13 protein-coding genes are annotated in these 17,981 nt (G+C 33.5%); all 13 read right to left on the bottom strand.

The window, feature by feature from the left end; genetic code table 11:
* Window positions 1-26 precede the first annotated feature (26 nt).
* Window positions 27-2,315: a T9SS type B sorting domain-containing protein gene (locus tag IEV15_RS11240; protein WP_188362622.1), complete on the bottom strand. Its 2,289-nt coding sequence runs from the start codon at window positions 2,313-2,315 to the stop codon at window positions 27-29.
* A 16-nt stretch (window positions 2,316-2,331) separates the two neighbouring features.
* Window positions 2,332-3,159: an ABC transporter permease gene (locus tag IEV15_RS11235; protein WP_188362621.1), complete on the bottom strand. Its 828-nt coding sequence runs from the start codon at window positions 3,157-3,159 to the stop codon at window positions 2,332-2,334.
* A 33-nt stretch (window positions 3,160-3,192) separates the two neighbouring features.
* Window positions 3,193-4,086 (bottom strand): ABC transporter ATP-binding protein, encoded by an 894-nt coding sequence (locus tag IEV15_RS11230; RefSeq protein WP_188362620.1) that lies wholly within the window; start codon window positions 4,084-4,086, stop codon window positions 3,193-3,195.
* Window positions 4,087-4,156: 70 nt separating this feature from the next.
* Complete coding sequence (locus tag IEV15_RS11225) at window positions 4,157-4,399, bottom strand: DUF1660 family phage protein (protein ID WP_188362619.1); 243 nt, start codon at window positions 4,397-4,399, stop codon at window positions 4,157-4,159.
* A gap of 110 nt (window positions 4,400-4,509) precedes the next feature.
* Complete coding sequence (gene uvrB / locus IEV15_RS11220) at window positions 4,510-6,498, bottom strand: excinuclease ABC subunit UvrB (RefSeq protein WP_188362618.1); 1,989 nt, start codon at window positions 6,496-6,498, stop codon at window positions 4,510-4,512.
* A 75-nt stretch (window positions 6,499-6,573) separates the two neighbouring features.
* Complete coding sequence (rlmF, locus tag IEV15_RS11215) at window positions 6,574-7,518, bottom strand: 23S rRNA (adenine(1618)-N(6))-methyltransferase RlmF (RefSeq protein WP_188362617.1); 945 nt, start codon at window positions 7,516-7,518, stop codon at window positions 6,574-6,576.
* A gap of 54 nt (window positions 7,519-7,572) precedes the next feature.
* Window positions 7,573-8,235: a thiamine diphosphokinase gene (locus IEV15_RS11210; protein WP_188362616.1), complete on the bottom strand. Its 663-nt coding sequence runs from the start codon at window positions 8,233-8,235 to the stop codon at window positions 7,573-7,575.
* Window positions 8,236-8,411: 176 nt separating this feature from the next.
* Window positions 8,412-9,233, bottom strand: a complete 822-nt coding sequence (locus IEV15_RS11205; RefSeq protein WP_188362615.1) for a DUF4249 domain-containing protein — start codon at window positions 9,231-9,233, stop codon at window positions 8,412-8,414.
* Between the two features lie 3 nt (window positions 9,234-9,236).
* Window positions 9,237-11,615, bottom strand: a complete 2,379-nt coding sequence (locus IEV15_RS11200; protein WP_188362614.1) for a TonB-dependent receptor — start codon at window positions 11,613-11,615, stop codon at window positions 9,237-9,239.
* Between the two features lie 126 nt (window positions 11,616-11,741).
* Complete coding sequence (locus tag IEV15_RS11195; RefSeq protein ID WP_308418849.1) at window positions 11,742-14,435, bottom strand: VWA domain-containing protein; 2,694 nt, start codon at window positions 14,433-14,435, stop codon at window positions 11,742-11,744.
* A 2-nt stretch (window positions 14,436-14,437) separates the two neighbouring features.
* Entirely contained in the window at window positions 14,438-14,938 is a 501-nt protein-coding gene (locus IEV15_RS11190; protein ID WP_188362635.1) for an RNA polymerase sigma factor, read from the bottom strand.
* A gap of 188 nt (window positions 14,939-15,126) precedes the next feature.
* Window positions 15,127-17,349 (bottom strand): NADP-dependent isocitrate dehydrogenase, encoded by a 2,223-nt coding sequence (locus IEV15_RS11185; protein ID WP_188362634.1) that lies wholly within the window; start codon window positions 17,347-17,349, stop codon window positions 15,127-15,129.
* A 276-nt stretch (window positions 17,350-17,625) separates the two neighbouring features.
* Window positions 17,626-17,976 carry a 50S ribosomal protein L19 gene (rplS, locus tag IEV15_RS11180; protein ID WP_188362613.1) on the bottom strand — a complete coding sequence of 117 codons (351 nt, stop codon included), beginning with the start codon at window positions 17,974-17,976 and terminating at the stop codon, window positions 17,626-17,628.
* Window positions 17,977-17,981: the final 5 nt, after the last annotated feature.

Below are 17,981 nucleotides of genomic sequence, written 5' to 3'. Positions count from 1 at the left end.
TTTGAAAGGATATCAAAGATACTAAATTATCTTATAAGACTGAAGTGACTTTTTATTAAACCACCATCTTCAAATTGTAAAACAAACCAATAATCAGAGGCGGGAAGTGATTGGCCATTAAAAGTACCATCCCAAAAAGGAATTCTTGTGGTTAATTCTATCAACAACTTTCCATAACGATCAAAAATATAAAGTTTGGATTTATTCAAATCTAAAAATTGTATTTGCCAAATGTCATTGTAACTATCACCGTTTGGAGTAAAGAACTTTGGGTAATCTAAGATTCTAATTTGTTGAAAATCAACGCCACATTCATTTTGGTCTTTAACATAAACAGTGTATAATCCTGGCAATAAATTAGTAAATAGTGAAGAATTTTGATAAATAACTCCATCTAAAGAATAGCTGTCTGTTGTAGCTCCCGAGATAATTTGTAAACTATTATTGCCACCATTGAAATCGTTTACTGTAACACTAATTATTTCAGGTGATTGAGATGCTGTTACTATAAATATTTTATCAGCAGAACATCCACTTGAGTTGGTAATGCTAACTGTATAGCTCCCCGGATTGTTTATTTGTATAGAATTTGTTGTTGCTCCGGTATTCCATAAATAAGTGAAATTGCCGACCGGTGCTGTTAATAGCAAATTTCCACCATCACAAATAGTTTTATCTTCCGAAGCAAAAGCACCTTGAAAAGAAATGATTTGAATGTTAATTGTTACTATATCATAACAGCTTGAACCTGAATTTACTCTAGCATAAATGATTTGATTAAATGGAGTGCTGTTAGTATAATTTGTTGCTAAAGCATTTGTTTGATTTAAAGCATTTGCTATACTATCATAATAAGCCACACTTAATCCTGAAGGTTGTCCATTTAATAGAGTTGGAGTAATTGATGCACCTAAATTGAAAGTGGTAATTCCGTCAGAAGTTCCGTCAGAATCACAAATTGTGAAGGGTTGCGGCGTTGCAATTGAATCTGTAGAAATGTTTAGAGTTATCGGAACTGTAGTTTTACAAGAATAGTTATTAAATACACTAGCATAAATTGTAGTTGCAATGGAATTATAAGCAGAAGTGTTTTGTATACTGTTTGTGAAATTTTGAGCGTCAAGTAGTGAAGGATAAAAAATTGTTACGGCTTGTGGATTGTTATTTGTTATCGTAGGAATTAATTGGTTTAAATTAAATGTGGTAGTTCCATCACCATCGGGATCGCATTCTTGAATTGAAGCAGGATTTGCATCAGGTAAATTTGAATATTCTACAACTACTTCTCCTCTTGCGATACAAGTAGAACTTTGTAAGGTGACTTCAACCGAATAAATTCCGGAATCTGTAACTGTATATAAAGGTTGTGTTGCATTTGCAATCACAATTCCATTTTTAAACCATTGATAGGTGTTGTTTCCTGCTTGAGTACCATCCAATTCATAGGTTTCTCCTGAGCAAACAGGATTTGAAGTGGCAAAAAGGCGATCGGGACCTAAATCAATTTCTACTTTAAAACTTCCACCACCTAAAAAAATAGCAGAATCATAAAATTGATTTCCTTGATCAGCAACAACCAATTTTATATGATATAAAACTCCGGGTGTTACAGTTGCTTCTGCTTTTAAAACTTTGGTTTGCCCGTTGTAATTTGTAGGATGATCTGTGCCGTTAAAGGCATCAAAATATTGTGGATTAGCTTGTGGACAAATAGTTCCCGGTCCTCTGACAGTCGTGATTTTTACAGGAACATTAGTACCCGGAACTACGGCCAAATTTTGATATTGATTTGATGAACCAACTTCTCTCAATAAAAAAGCAAAACCATCTGAGAAATTACACTGATTACTATTTGGGTTTGACAAATATTGCTCTGAAGAGAAAACATATTCAAAACTTACCTTTGTAGCCAATGGAAGAAAATCAAATTCTAAAACCGTTGCGTTTATGGTATTTGATTCTCCAATTGCTTGTTCCAAATCGCCATCACCTAACCATGTTGTGGGACCTTCGCTTAATAAAGAATTATTTGGACCAATTGCCGAAACAGCTCTTCCGGTGGCGAGAATTACACCATTGGCAAATGGAAATGCATTGGAAACATTCGTAAAATAACCATAACTTGTTCCGTTTTGTGAAGTGTCCCATCCAGAAACAGAAATATTGGAAACATTGGCACAAGGACTGTTAATTAAAACATTTTCAACCAATTGGTTGGCAGTATAACTATCATCTACTGTAATAGATTGAGCAAATGAAGTGAGATAACTACCGATAATAAATAGCGATAAATTTATTTTTTTGGATATAATCATAGCATCGGCAAAGATACTATAAATCTCGTTTTTGTAGAATTTTATATGATAAAATTATAAAAATTAAAATCCAAATGGAGACGATGATACAAGGTATAAATTGCACACTATAATCTCTGGAAATTGCTTCTCCACCAACAGTTGTTTCAATATTTTTAATAATGTTCAATCGGGTAAAAGGTTCTCTAATCAAATTACTCATTGACTCCAAAGGCAAAAATTGACTGAATGTCTCTGATTTATTAAGTTTGGCAAAAACATTCCATTTTAAGATGGCTTCAACAATGTTCCAAACAAATAAAAATCCTAAAGCAAATGCAGATCGTTTGACCAAAATTCCTAAGAATAAACAAAAACTAAAAAAACCAACCAATTTTAAAAAATAAGCAACTAAATAGGAGGTGTCTTTAAAAATAATGTCAGCTTCATTGTATGAAGAAAAATTCAAACCTAAAATCAAATTCAAAACAAACATAAAAACAGTGGAAGCTAAAGCAAAAGCAACAACAGTGTAAAATTTGGAAAGAATGAATTCTTTTTTACTCAATCCGTCAATTAAGTTTTGTTTTAAAGTGCCATACGAATATTCGTTGGCCATCATCGAAACAATTACAATAGCAAGAAAAAGTTTTAATATAGAGGCCATGTAAGTATTAAAATGCCAGATAAAAGGAAAATTAAACAAACCCATATCGGCTAATCTGAAATCTATTCCAATAAATTTAAAATTGATAGAAGCAAGTAATGCCACAAAAGAGAGTAATATGAAATAGGCTATAGTTAAAATTCTACTGGCTCTATTTTTCCAAATTTTTTGAAATTCTATATGTAATAATCGTATCATAAGTTGAAATTTTAAAGAGAAAATGAATTGGAATTAGTTTTTTGTTAAGGCTAAAAATTGTTCTTCTAAACTAAATTTTCGTTTAACAAGATGATTCAATACAATTCCTTTTTGAAACAAATACGTGTTTAATTCTGAGGCTTCCATTGGTGTTTTAAGAAAAACTAAAACTTTTCCCTCTTCAATAGTAATTTTTTCAACAGCTGATAATTGTGAAAGTGTCTCTGATAATTGATTTAAATTAGAAGCTTCGAGTTCAAAAAAACCTTCGTTAGACATTATTCCATCAACTTTTCCGGAATAAAGCATTTTTCCTTTTTGTAAAACCAAAACATGCGAACACACTTTTTCTACTTCATCCAATAAATGAGAAGCTAACAAAATAGTTGTGCCATTCGAAGCAATTAATTTGATGATATCTCTAATTTGTCTGATTCCTTGAGGATCTAAACCATTGGTAGGTTCGTCTAAAATGAGAATTTCAGGATCGTTTAATAACGCTGAAGCAATAGCCAAACGTTGTTTCATTCCCAATGAAAAAGTTTTGAATTTGCTATTCTTTCTATCAAGCAAACCAACAACTTCTAATTTTTCATCGATTTTGTTTTCTGAAATTTCCTTGATGTGGCAAACCAATTTTAGGTTTTCATAAGCACTCATGTAAGGGTAAAAATTGGGACGTTCAATTATAGCTCCCACTTTTTTTAAGGCTTCATGTGTTTCAAGTTTGCCACCAAACCATTTGTATTCACCAGAAGTTTTATTGACAACATTGAGGATAATTCCTAATGTGGTAGATTTTCCACTGCCGTTCGGGCCTAAAATTCCATAAACATTTCCTTTTTTTATTTCTAAAGATAAATTGTTTACAGCATGTAAAACACCAAATTTTTTATTGAGATTGGTTATAGTAAGAATCGTTTCCAATAGTATATTTTTTGTAGTTATTAAGTAAGACATCTAAACTACAAAATTGTTACTAAGAAAATGGATTTTTTTAAGAATTGACTAAATGTCTTCGTTGAAATAATAATGACAAAGTAGCATTAATCTCTTTCAATTCTGGAGTAAGTTGAATTAATCGACCTCTCGTATCTTCTGTCATTTGTTTACCACAACATTTACAGGAATATTCACTAAAATGATTAGTCACTTTTCTAGTTTCCTGATAACGATGACCAATTATCGTACAAATGAAATTTTTTGATTGCGTTTGTTGGTTTGTTTGACTAGTTTTCATAATGCTTTATATTTGAGGTGCTTAAAGATATAAAAGCATAGATAAAAAGCATTAAAAAATCGATGAAATACAAAAAATATATAAAAATATAATATAAATCTTATATAATATTAAATCTTGTCCTGCAAACTTTTAATCTCATCCCTAAACTTTGCGGCTTCAATAAAGTTAAGTTCTTTTGCAGCTTTTTCCATCATTTTTCGTAAATCACGAATTTTCTTTTCGATTTCCGGTTTGGTGAGGTATAAATTTTCAGGTTCTGCAGCTTTCAAGATTTTGTCTTCATAATATTGAGTGGAAACCGAATTACCACTCAATGCATTACCCAAACTTTTGTTCAAGGCTTTTGGAAATAAACCATGAAGTGTATTATAAGCAATTTGCTTTTCGCGACGGTAATTGGTTTCATCAATAGTTTTTTGCATACTATTCGTGATTTTATCGGCATACATGATTGCTTTTCCGTTTACGTTTCGTGCAGCTCTACCAACAGTTTGCGTAAGCGAGCGATGACTACGAAGAAAGCCTTCTTTGTCAGCATCCAAAATCGCAACTAAAGAAACTTCGGGTAAGTCCAATCCTTCACGGAGTAAATTCACACCAATTAAAACATCAAACAAACCTTTACGTAAATCTTGCATGATTTCCACGCGTTCGAGGGTGTCAACATCAGAATGAATATAACGGCATCGGATGGAAACTTTGGTTAAATATTTTGTCAGTTCTTCCGCCATTCGTTTGGTTAACGTGGTGACTAGAACACGTTCATCGGCTTCGCAACGAAGTTGGATTTCTTCGATTAAATCGTCAATTTGGTTTAAACTGGGACGAATTTCTATGATGGGATCTAATAAACCGGTTGGACGAATAACTTGTTCTACATAAATTCCTTCGCTTTTCTGTAATTCATAATCAGCCGGAGTTGCAGAAACGTAGATGACTTGGTTTTGCAAGGCTTCAAATTCTTCAAACTTTAACGGACGGTTATCCATTGCAGCAGGTAGTCGGAATCCGAATTCAACGAGGTTTTCTTTACGGCTTCGATCGCCACCATACATGGCATGAACTTGTGAAATGGTAACGTGACTTTCATCAACAACCATTAAAAAATCATCCGGAAAATAATCTAACAAACAGAAAGGACGAGTTCCGGGTTGACGACCGTCTAAATAACGTGAATAATTTTCAATGCCCGAACAATAGCCTAATTCGCGAATCATCTCTAAATCGAAATTCGTTCGTTCTTCCAAACGTTTAGCTTCTAAATGTTTGCCAATCTCTTTGAAATAATCCACTTGTTTGACCAAATCTTGTTGTATTTCCCATATCGCACCTTGCAACACATCAGGAGAAGTCACAAACATATTGGCGGGATAAATATTTAATTTAGAATATCTTTCGATTACTTTGGATGTTTTCGTGTCGAATGCTTCAATTTCTTCTATTTCATCTCCAAAGAAATGTACACGAAACGGATCATCGGCATAACTTGGAAAAATTTCAACAATATCACCTTTGATTCTGAATGTTCCCGGAGTAAATTCAGCTTCAGTTCGTGAATATAAACTTTGAACTAATCGATGCAATAGTTTAGTTCTAGAAATAATTTCACCTCGATCAATCGAAATGACATTTTTTTGAAATTCGACTGGATTTCCGATACCATACAAACACGAAACGGAAGCAACGACCAACACATCTCTGCGACCGGAAAGTAGGGCAGAAGTGGTGCTGAGACGAAGTTTTTCTAATTCTTCGTTGATGGATAAATCTTTTTCTATATACGTTCCCGTAACCGGAATATAGGCTTCAGGTTGATAATAATCATAATACGAAACAAAATACTGCACCGAATTATTCGGAAAAAATTGCTTGAATTCCGAATATAATTGTGCCGCAAGTGTTTTGTTGTGTGCTAAAACTAAGGTTGGTTTTTCAACTTTTTCAATAACGTTGGCAACAGTAAATGTCTTTCCCGAACCGGTAACACCCAATAAGGTTTGGTACTTTTCTCCATTCAAGATGCCGTTGGCTAATTTGTCAATGGCTTGTGGTTGATCGCCGGTAGGTATATAATCTGAGATGACTTGGAATTTCATTGTTGAGTTGCTGAGAGGCTGATTTACTGAGTTGCTAAGTTAAGAAAAGTAAAAATAATATATCATTCAAGCTTATTAAAACTTCCAATCTTTCTGTTGATTTTCGCTTAAAAACGTCCAAGCAACTAGACGACTTATTTTTTGTCCTTGATTCATTTCGATGGTTTTGATGGTGGCTGCTTCTACTTTGTTGAGTGTTTTATAAATGCTTTTTAAATGGTCTTTTTTTGAAACTAAAGTTGTAAACCAAAAACATTGTTTGGGATATTTTACACTTTCATAAATCATTTGGGTGATAAAGGCTAGTTCGCCTCCTTCACACCAAAGTTCATTGCTTTGTCCACCAAAATTCAATATGGGATTTATTGTTTTTTGATTCGTCAAATTAGACACTTTTCGTGTTGCACTTTTTGCAGCTTCTTCTTTAGAATCGTGAAAAGGCGGGTTGCAAATGGTAAACGCAAATTTATCTTCGGGTTGAATAATATCTTTAAAAATAAATCTTGAATTGACTTGTTGTTGTAAGCTGATTACTTCGTTTAAATGCGGATTATTTTCAATAATGGAAATACAATTTTCAAGAGCATTAACATCAATATCTGTTGCTACAAAACTCCAATCATACTCGGCATTCCCTAAAATAGGATAGATGCAGTTGGCTCCAACACCAATATCTAAACCCATAATAGCATTTCCTGTTGGGATACTATTCTGATTGACTTCGGCCAACAAATCAGCAATATGATGAATGTAATCTGCTCTTCCGGGAATTGGCGGACAAAGATAATCTTGGGGCAATTCCCAATCTAAAATGTCGTAATAGGTTTTGAGTAAGGCTTTATTCAATGTTTTAACTGATATCGGATTACTGAAATCTATAGTTTCAATTCCATGCTCGTTGTTAAAAATATATGATTTTAATTCCGGTGTTTTTTGGATTAATACATCAAATTCATAACGAGAACGGTGCTTGTTTCGAGGATGTAACGTTGATTTTTCTGATCTGGAAATATTTTTCAAAATAGGAGTTGGTGTAAAATATAAATTTACACAATTTTAATTAATTTAAGGTTTTTAATCCCAACATTCCATCAAAATCAAATCGCCTTCTTCATGTTCGATTGTGACAATTCCATCTTGGGAAACGTGATTACTGCTACCAGTTCGATAACCAATTGTCAGTGAATCATTTTTTAGAGGATAAAATAAATTTTGAGAATGAATACCATAAACAGCCCCAATTGGAATTAGTGAAATGACCGTATTTTTTGGATACCATTTTTCATATTTTTTGGGAAGAAGAAATATTTTGGAATGATTATCAAATAAAACAATTTTCAACTTATTTCTAAATTTCACTATCGATGTGATATTGGTAATCGTATGATCGGCTCTTTTTCCTGTTGCCCAAACGACATTTACGGCGGGAAAATTTCGTTCAACTAAATAATCAAACGCTTTTTCTAAATCGGTTTTATTCTGGTCGGGTGTGTGGATAATTTCAAGCGGATATTGAATTTGTTTGTAATAATCGGCATCAAAATCTCGATCAAAATCACCTAACAAAACATCTACTTTAATGCCTAATTCAATCACACGGCTAATAGCTGAATCTAGGACAATAACCAATGGCGACCATTCTAATAATTGACCCAATAGTTCTTCGCTACAGGAAGCTCCGTTGGCAATGATTAGTGCAGGTTCCTGATCGTCTTTGATGATGTGGTGTGATGACATGGTTTAATTTATTGAATATTGAAAGATAAAGAACACAGATTTAAAAAATTTAAAAAATCTATAAAATAAAAAACTGATTCATTTTAAAAATTCTTGCCCCTATTTTATTAATTTCTCAAATTTTTAAAATCTGTGTTCTAAAGAGCTATTTGATTTATTAAATAAAACTATTTTAATCACTGAATAACATATTCCTTCACTTCCGTTTCTCCCAATCTAAAATATCCCAAAGCAAAATTTTCAAATTCAGTTTGGTTTACAATATTTCCGCGAACTGTTGAAGTTGGTGTACTAAAAGGTCCAGCACTAGTGGTTCCAACTTGAGCCAACAAAATATTCATATAATTATAATATTGTTGAGAAACACCACTCATCGCAAAAGTAACTGTATCATTTGGTTTAAACTCATCACTAAAATAAAGACCAAACATTTCGTTGTTTTGAAAAAAACGATCTTCCAAAACACCATATTCAGGAATAACTTTATAGGGGTCTAATATACTCAAAAAGTAAAAGTTAGTTTCATCCGGAATGTCATTAAAAAAGAACTTAACTTCTGTTGCGTTTGCTAGAGGTCCTGCATCGTTTTGTTGCTCAATTCGAGTTACAGATGGCGTTGCTAAAAGTCTTTCAGTTGATGTATAAATTTGACCTTCATGTTCAATTGTTAGCGTATAAATTTCATCAACCACCGGGATAAAATTGGTACAAACATAAAGTCCGGGTTGTTCAATTTCTATAAAATTAAAAACAGTCCCTAAACTATTTGTTACCGTAACAAAAGCATTACTAACTGCAGGAATCTCATTGTTGAAATAACCTGTTGTTGTAGAAAGTCGTATTACTTGAATGTTACCGGGTGTTTCTTTAATCCAGTTAATTGAAGCTTCAACAACCAAACGAGGAGGTGCTGTTTGAAGATTTACATCAATCACTTCTTCACAGCTTGAAAAAGCAATCAATAAAAACGAAAAAAGTACTATTTGAATTTTTTTCATAGCTTAAAATTTAAAATTATAAGTAGCACTCGGAACAATTCCAAAAATGGATAATCGGATGGCTTCATTTCTAGCCGTTTCATCATTTTGTCTAAAAGTAATGGAAGCAGCATTTTGACGATTATAAATATTATAAAATCCAAAAACCCATTCACCTTGCCACTTTCTGTTTTTGTTTTTTGAAGGTGTCAAAGTAGCTGAAACATCCAAACGATGATAGGTTGGTAATCTACTGTCATTTCTACTGGTAAAGTTAGGTACTGTAATTCCTAAATATTCATATTGACCATTTGGGAAAGTAACAGGTTGACCGGTTTGTAATGAAAAATTAGCTCCAAAACGCCATTTCTCATTGAGTTTATAGTTTCCAACTACAGAAATATCGTTTAGTTTGTCAAATCCGGTTTTATACCAATCGCCATTATTAATCCCGGTCTCTTCTGGTGTTCTACCAACAACTTGTTGTTCTGTTCTTGCAATGGTATAGGCTAACCATCCGTTGAATCGACCCACATTTTTTCTGAATAAAATTTCCATTCCATAAGCTCGTCCGCGTCCGTTTAAAACGACACGTTCAATAGCTTCGTTGGCAATCAAATTCGCACCATCAATATAATCCACTCTGTCTTTTATATTCTTATAATACGTTTCTACTTCTAAAGAATAGGTGTCGTCTTTAAAATTTTGAAAATAGCCAATTGCATATTGATCCAATAATTGTGGTTTTAAAAAGTTATCGCTTGGAGCCCAAACATCAAGCGGAGTAGGAGATTGCGTATTTGAAATCAGATGCAAATACTGACTCATTCGATTATAACTCGCTTTTACCGATTGATTATCGTTTATGGCATAAGAAATACTGAAACGAGGTTCCCAATTATCAAATTGAGCTATGGTTTGATTCTTACCGTAGGAGATAGTTCCTATAGCTTCTGCACTTTCATAAATTTGAAAAGTAGGGTTGAAGGTAACCGCTTGATTGTTTTCGTAAACATTTAACGTTTGTTCACCTAATCGTAAAAAATTACTGTAACGAATACCATAAGAAACAGCAATTTTTTCTGAAATTTGGTGTTCAGCATCAATGTAAAGTGCTGATTCAAAAGCATATTTTTTATCCAATTGATCTGCATTGATTCCTGAATCAGGACGGCTTGGTTCAATTTTTCCAGGATTGAATGTGTAATAAATAGCATTAGCACCGTAGGTCAATTTTAATTTGTCATTCAAATAATGTTTGAAGTCATATCTAAAATTGTAATTTTTGATACCGCTATTCCATTCAAAACCAACAAAATCTAGTTCCAAACCATAATAATAATCAGAATAAATGAATGACATGTTGCTGAATAATTTATCTGAAAATAAGTGATTCCATCGTAAGTTTAGCACCGCATTACCATAAGTATTTACAAAAGTATTGCTCAAGCTAAACACATCGCGACCAAAATATCCTGAAAAATAAATGTTATTGTTATCATTAATTTTATAACTCAACTTTGTATTCAAATCATAAAAATAAGCTGTATTGTCGATGTCAGTTAATTTTAAAAATAAATGAGCATAGGTGCCTCTTCCTGCAACTAAAAAAGAACCTTTGTCTTTCACTATAGGTCCTTCGGCTAAAATTCTACTGGAAATTAATCCGATTCCACCATTCATGTGAAATTCTTTGCTGTTTCCTTCTTTTTGATAAATATCCAAAACAGAAGAAAGTCTCCCGCCGTATCGAGCCGGAATTCCACCTTTATATAATTTTAAATCTTTAATAGCATCCGGATTAAAAACCGAAAATAAACCAAACAAATGGGATGAATTGTAAATCGTAGCTTCGTCTAACAATATCAAATTTTGGTCAGCTCCACCACCACGAACATTAAAACCGGATTGTCCTTCTCCGGCACTAGTAACACCTGGAAGCGTAAGCAATGACTTCAAAATATCAACTTCACCCATTAAAACCGGCATTTCTTTTATTTCTTGAATGGAAAGTTTGTTGACACTCATTTCTGCTTTCTTGATTTCTGATCTTAATTTTCGGTCAGAAACAATTACTTCATTCAGTTGTTGTGCAGTTTCAATTAATGCAAAATTTTTACGAATATTTTTATCCAAAACCAAAGTTTCTGTAATAGTTTGAAAACCCAAATAACTGATTTGAATCTCATAGGTTCCTGCTGGAAGTGACAAGGAGAAAAAGCCATATTCATTAGTTGTAGCACCTGTTTTGAGATCGGTTACAATTAGGTTAACGCCATACAAAGTTTCATTACTTCGTTGGTCTGTTATTGTTCCACTTAAGGTGAATTTTTCTTGTGCACAAAGTTCAAACAATGTGATAAAAAGAAGCAAAAAAGTCAGACTGATTTTCTTGAGAAACATAAACTACATTTTACAACAAATTTGATGAAATTTTTTCAGAAAATTTATACATCAGTTGTTAAAGTACGGTTAATAAAAAACCTGACAATTTGTGTTAATTGTCAGGTTTTCAGAGTAACCAATTTTTTATTTTACGGTTTCAACCAATCGGATAAACTCGGCTCTATAACCATCTTCATCGTTGGAAAGTCCTTTTTTTGCTAAGGTTTTGATGGCTTCACTTTCTTTGTTTACCACTAATTTTGAATCTCTTAATTTTAATCCAAACCAAGCTACAGCTGATGAAAATTTAAAATCATCTGATGAATTTTCTATTAGAATTGATTTGTTTTCAATCACCTGAACCATTTCAATACTTTTTTCGCCATCCGGTTTTTTGTATCGGAATTTGATGGTGGCTAATTCATTACCAAAAACGGTTGAAGAATTTTCGGTTTTAGAATATTTCAGTTCAATAGGTTCTTTAAAAAAGTCACTTTTCACATTGGTCGGAATAATTTCATACAAAGCCGTAACGGTGTGACCGCTACCTAATTCGCCGGCATCAATGGTATCATTCACAAAATCTTCGTCTTTTAATTTTCGGTTTTCATAACCAATCAATCGATAGGCTTGGACGTGTTGCGGATTGAATTCGATTTGAATTTTCACATCTTTTGCGATGGCAAACATTGACCCTTTGAATTCTTTTCCTAAAAATCGATTGGCTTCTTGAATATTATCGATGTAAGCATAATTTCCGTTTCCTTTGTTGGCAATGGTTTCCATTTTGCTGTCTTTGTAATTACCCATTCCGTAACCCAAACACGTTAGGAAAACACCGCTTTTTCTTTTTTCTTCAATTAAGGTTTGCATGTCTTTATCAGATGAGGCACCTACGTTGAAATCGCCGTCAGTAGCCAAAATTACTCGGTTGTTTCCGCTTTTTACAAAGTTTTCCTGAGCAATTTTATACGCTAATTCAATTCCTGCACCACCAGCAGTACTTCCTCCGGCTTGTAAATTTTCTAATGCATCGATGATGGTCTTTTTATCGTCGCCAGAAGTAGGAGGTAAAACCATTCCGGCTGCTCCGGCATAAACCACGATTGAAACTTTGTCTTTTTTACGAAGTTGTTCTACCAAAATTTTCATTGATTGTTTCAATAATGGCAATTTATTTTGATCGTTCATTGAACCCGAAACATCAATTAGAAAAACTAAGTTGGAAGGCGGTAAATTATCGTTTGGAATATTTCTGCCTTGCAAGCCAACTTTCAATACTTTATGATTACTATTCCAAGGACAATCGCTATATTCCGTATGAATTGAAAACGGATGTTCATTGGTTGGTTCTTTATAATTGTATTTAAAAAAGTTAACCATTTCTTCCACCCGAACAGCATCTTTTGGCACAGTTTGTCCGTTGTTGATAAAACGGCGAATGTTGGTGTACGAAGCATTGTCAACATCAATAGAAAAAGTTGAAAGCGGTGCTGTAGTCGGACTCTCAAAAGCGTTTTCTTCAAAGGATTCATACGATTCGTCTTGCGTTGGATCATTGATTGGCCATTGATTTGGTGCTTGTTTTTGAGCTTCTTCTAATTCTTTTAGTTTCTTTTTGAGTTGCCTTTTGGAGAGTTTTTCGGAATTTCCTTTTTTAGTCTTGATTACTATTACACCATTGTTCCCTCGATTGCCGTAAACTGAGTTGGCTGAAGCGTCTTTTAAAATTGTAATATCTTGTATGTCATTTGGACTAAGCATTTGCATTTCTTTTTGGGAAATGGGTTTACCGTCTAAAATGATTAAGGGTTCAATGTTAGATTTTAAAGAAGGAACTCCTCTTATTCTTATATTATTTTGTGGATTATTTTGAGCAATTTGAACACCACTAACATAACCGGACAATGTTGAACTTGCAGAATTAGAAGGATAAGATTTTTTTTCTTTATTTCTTTTACTGTTTTTAATCATATCGTTTGAGCTTACCGTTGCTATAGAACTTACTGTTGTTGTTTTAGAAGTTGTTCGATAACCAAGTAACGCAACTTCTTGAAGTGATTCAGTATCATCTGCTAACGCAATATTGAAATTAGTAGAAGTATCAATCTTAGCTGTTTGCGTTTTCATTCCAATAAAGCTAAACTCCAATGTTTCACCTTTTTTTGCTTTTATCGCAAATTTGCCATCATAATCGGATTGAGTTCCATTTAAAGTTCCCCTAACCAAAACAGTAACTCCTGGCAATGGAAGATTATAATTATCCATTACAACACCTGTAATCATTAGTTCTCCGGTTAGTTTATTTATTTCTTCACTTGAAATTTTTACGGTTGGAATTTCTTTAGAAACAAGTTTATTTTTTTCTTCATCTAAAGCAATCAAATCATTCAATTTAATCAAGCTATCGTTAAAAACAGAAACCACTTGATGTTCTTTTTTAATAGCGTTTTTTAGGATTGATTCTTTTGAAATTGTTTCAGCATTTGAATTCTTTTCAGATTTAACTTCAGTAGAAACAACCACTTTTTCTTGTGTTTTTTCAATATTTAAAGGAGAAACATTTTGAATTGTATCCTTATTTTCAATCACAATCGGATTCTCATTTTTAATCACTTCTTTATCCGATTTCAAAAATTGATAACCAATAGAAACAAACAATAGGAGTGAAGCGGCAATTGCCCATTTTTTCCAAAGAATGATTACTTTTTTATCTTCTTTTTTATCTAATTTCTCTTCCACACGTGCCCAGACTTTTTCCATTCCAGGAAATGAATTCGATTCGGCATTTTTTGCCGCTTGTTTCATTTTATCGTATAATTTATCTTGATTTTCCATAACTATTTTGCCTTTTGATAATAAAAATTGTTCACTAACTCTTTCAATTTGGTTTTTGAAGCGTTCAATTGTGATTTTGAAGTACCTTCTGAAATGCCTAATTGCAGTGCAATTTCCTTGTGAGAATACCCTTCGATAACAAACAGATTAAAGATGGCTTTGCATCCGTCGGGAATCAATTGAAGCAGGTTGAGTAAGTCTTCTTCTTCCAAATCAGTAATTTCGTCCGTTGTAGGTTGCGAGGATAATTTGACATCATCTAAGTACAAATTAAAATTCACATTTTTCCGCAACGTCAGTAAACACTGATTGACTGTGATTTTTCGAGCCCAAGCTTCAAATGCGTGGTCTTCTTTTAATTGATCAATTTTGGTGAAAATAGTGTAGAATGCATCGGCCAAAGCTTCTTCTATTTCTTCCTCTTTTTTGAGATACCGTTTGCATAACTGATACAATTTGGGTCCCATGTGCTCATACACCTTCCGCTGAGCGTCTCGGTGCATTTTTTTGCAGGCTTGAATGATATTTTTTTCCATCACAATTGGTTTGCTTTCTTATAAAGAGCACAATAGTTGGCAAAAGGTTGGGAAGAACCTAAAACTTTTTTCAATTTTATAAATTTAGGGTTTAAAATGAAACAAAAAAAGACAACCGGTTAGGATTGTCTTTTTATAATGAGAAAATATATTTTTTAATTCAACTTCGCCAAAACTGCATTCAAGGTTGAACTCGGACGCATCGCTTTTTCTAATAATTTAAAATCAGGTTTGTAATAACCACCGATTTCTTGCTTTTTGCCTTGCGAACCAATCAATTCTTCATTGATTTTAGCTTCATTTTCAGTTAATTCTTTAGCAATAGGAGTGAAGAGGTTTTTTAATTCTTCATCTTTATTTTGTTCTGCTAATGCTTGAGCCCAATAGAATGCCAAGTAAAAATGTGAACCTCGATTATCGATTTGACCTACTTTTCGAGCTGGAGATTTATCGGTTTCTAAGAATTTTTCAGTTGCTGCATCTAATGTTTCTGAAAGAACCAACGCTTTTGAATTATTCAACGACTGCCCTAAATGTTCTAACGAAACGCCAAGAGCTAAGAATTCGCCTAATGAATCCCAACGCAAATAACCTTCTTCAATAAATTGTTCTACATGTTTTGGAGCAGAACCACCGGCACCGGTTTCAAATAATCCACCGCCATTCATTAACGGAACAATTGATAACATTTTAGCTGAAGTACCAACCTCTAAAATCGGAAACAAATCAGTTAAGTAATCACGTAAAACGTTTCCGGTTACAGAGATGGTGTCTAATCCTTTGATGATTCTTTCTAAGGTGAAAGTAGTCGCATCAATTGGATTTAGAATACGAATATCTAATCCGCTTGTATCGTGATTTTTTAAATATAAATTTACTCTTTCGATAATTTGTCTGTCGTGAGCTCGGTTTTCATCCAACCAAAAAACAGCCGGAGTGTTGGATAATCTTGAACGGTTTACGGCTAATTTTACCCAATCTTGAATAGGTGCATCTTTCACTTGACACATTCTGAAGATATCGCCTTTTTCGGCTGCTTGTTGCATCAAAACAGCACCTTCACCATTAATCACTTTCACAGTTCCATAATCATCCATTTGGAAGGTTTTGTCGTGCGAACCATATTCTTCCGCAGCTTGTGCCATCAAACCAACATTGGGAACACTTCCCATGGTTTTTGGATCAAAAGCTCCGTGTTTTTTACAAAAATCAATAGTAGCGGTATAAACTCCGGCATAACATCTATCCGGAATAATCGCTTTAGTATCTTGAGATTTTCCTGCGGCATTCCACATTTGTCCGGAAGTTCGAATCATCGCCGGCATTGAAGCATCCACAATCACATCTGAAGGAACGTGAAGATTGGTAATTCCTTTATCAGAATTTACCATTGCAATAGCTGGTCCTTTTGCCATAGCTTCCGTTAAAGCAGCTTCAACTTCCGCTTGTTTTGGATGACCGGAAATTTTATCATACACATCACCCAAACCATTTTTAGTGTTTACGCCTAATTCTTTAAATAAATCGGCAAATTTTTCAAAAACATCTGCAAAGAAAACATCCACAATAGCTCCAAAAATAATGGGGTCGGAAACTTTCATCATTGTAGCTTTTAAATGCACCGAAAACAAAACATTTTTGGCTTTTGCATCTTCAATTTCATTGGCAATGAATTGTTTTAATGATTTCAAGTTCATCACAGAACTATCAATGATTTCACCTGCTTTTAAAGGCGTAGTGTCCTTTAATATTTTAGTTGAACCGTCTTTTGATTCGAAAACAATTTTGAAAGTAGTTGCTTCAGGTATCGAAACCGATTGCTCACTACCATAAAAATCACCACCGGTCATATGAGCAACGTGCGTTTTAGAATCGGCACTCCAAGCCCCCATACTGTGAGGATGTTTACGAGCGTAGTTTTTAACTGCTTTTGGAGCACGACGATCTGAATTTCCTTCACGAAGAACCGGATTTACTGCCGAACCTAATACTTTTGCAAACTTGGCTTTGATGGTTTTCTCTTCTTCAGTTTGTGGGTTTTCAACAAAATCAGGAATGGCATATCCTAATTTTTGTAGTTCAGCAATCGCCTCTTTTAATTGAGGAACAGAAGCGGAAATATTAGGAAGTTTGATAATATTAGCTTCAGGAGTTGTTGCTAGTTGACCTAATTCGGCTAAATCATTATTAATGCGTTGGTCTTGTTTTAAATAGTCAGCAAAATTAGCAATAATTCTTCCGGCTAAAGAAATATCTCGGGTTTCTACTGAAATGGCTGCAGGAGCAGTAAAGGCTTTTACAATAGGTAAAAAAGAATGAGTGGCAAGCATAGGAGCTTCATCCGTAATTGTATAAATAATTTTGGATTTTGACATGATGTGTTTGTTTGTTTTTGTTTGTAAGCTTTTCTGAAAAAATCAGGATTACAAAGATAAGAAAATCATAACTATTTAAAGAATTCTGTTGTTACGAAAACGATTGAATTAAAGATATAATAATCTGAGCCTTAAAAAATAGCAATTTGACAATTTAAACTACTTTTTTTGATAATAGTTAAATTTTTGATTGTTCAAATTAGATTTTAATTTAAGCATTTAAATAAAAAAATCCCGTTAAGAATTTCAAAACGGGATTTTTTATGATTAGAAAGTTGATTATCTTCTTCTTTCTTTGATTTTTGCTTTTTTACCTGTAAGATCTCTGAAGTAGAAAATACGAGCTCTTCTAACTTTACCTCTTTGGTTAACTTCTACTTTTTGAAGTGCAGGCATGTTTACAGGGAAAATTCTTTCCACACCAACAGCTCCTGACATTTTACGGATAGTGAACGTTTCTGTTGCACCTGATCCTCTACGTTGAATTACAACTCCTTTAAAGAACTGGGTTCTAGTTTTTTCACCCTCTTTAATTTCATAATAAACAGTGATAGTATCACCTGCTCCGAATTCCGGAAAGTCTTTTTTTGTAACAAATTCGTCTTGAACGAATTTCATTAAATCTGCCATAACAA

It is taken from the genome of Flavobacterium orientale (genome assembly GCF_014638005.1).
Taxonomy (GTDB): domain Bacteria; phylum Bacteroidota; class Bacteroidia; order Flavobacteriales; family Flavobacteriaceae; genus Flavobacterium; species Flavobacterium orientale.
This window is presented reverse-complemented; position numbering and strand designations above follow the sequence as displayed.

Bases quoted from the DNA above. Each gene is read 5' to 3' on its own strand.
- IEV15_RS11240 (WP_188362622.1), bottom strand. From the start codon at position 2,315: ATGATTATATCCAAAAAAATAAATTTATCGCTATTTATTATCGGTAGT.
- IEV15_RS11205 (WP_188362615.1), bottom strand. From the start codon at position 9,233: ATGAAAAAAATTCAAATAGTACTTTTTTCGTTTTTATTGATTGCTTTT.
- IEV15_RS11200 (WP_188362614.1), bottom strand. From the start codon at position 11,615: ATGTTTCTCAAGAAAATCAGTCTGACTTTTTTGCTTCTTTTTATCACA.
- IEV15_RS11235 (WP_188362621.1), bottom strand. From the start codon at position 3,159: ATGATACGATTATTACATATAGAATTTCAAAAAATTTGGAAAAATAGA.
- uvrB (WP_188362618.1), bottom strand. From the start codon at position 6,498: ATGAAATTCCAAGTCATCTCAGATTATATACCTACCGGCGATCAACCA.
- IEV15_RS11190 (WP_188362635.1), bottom strand. From the start codon at position 14,938: ATGCACCGAGACGCTCAGCGGAAGGTGTATGAGCACATGGGACCCAAA.
- IEV15_RS11225 (WP_188362619.1), bottom strand. From the start codon at position 4,399: ATGAAAACTAGTCAAACAAACCAACAAACGCAATCAAAAAATTTCATT.
- rplS (WP_188362613.1), bottom strand. From the start codon at position 17,976: ATGGCAGATTTAATGAAATTCGTTCAAGACGAATTTGTTACAAAAAAA.
- IEV15_RS11195 (WP_308418849.1), bottom strand. From the start codon at position 14,435: ATGGAAAATCAAGATAAATTATACGATAAAATGAAACAAGCGGCAAAA.
- IEV15_RS11210 (WP_188362616.1), bottom strand. From the start codon at position 8,235: ATGTCATCACACCACATCATCAAAGACGATCAGGAACCTGCACTAATC.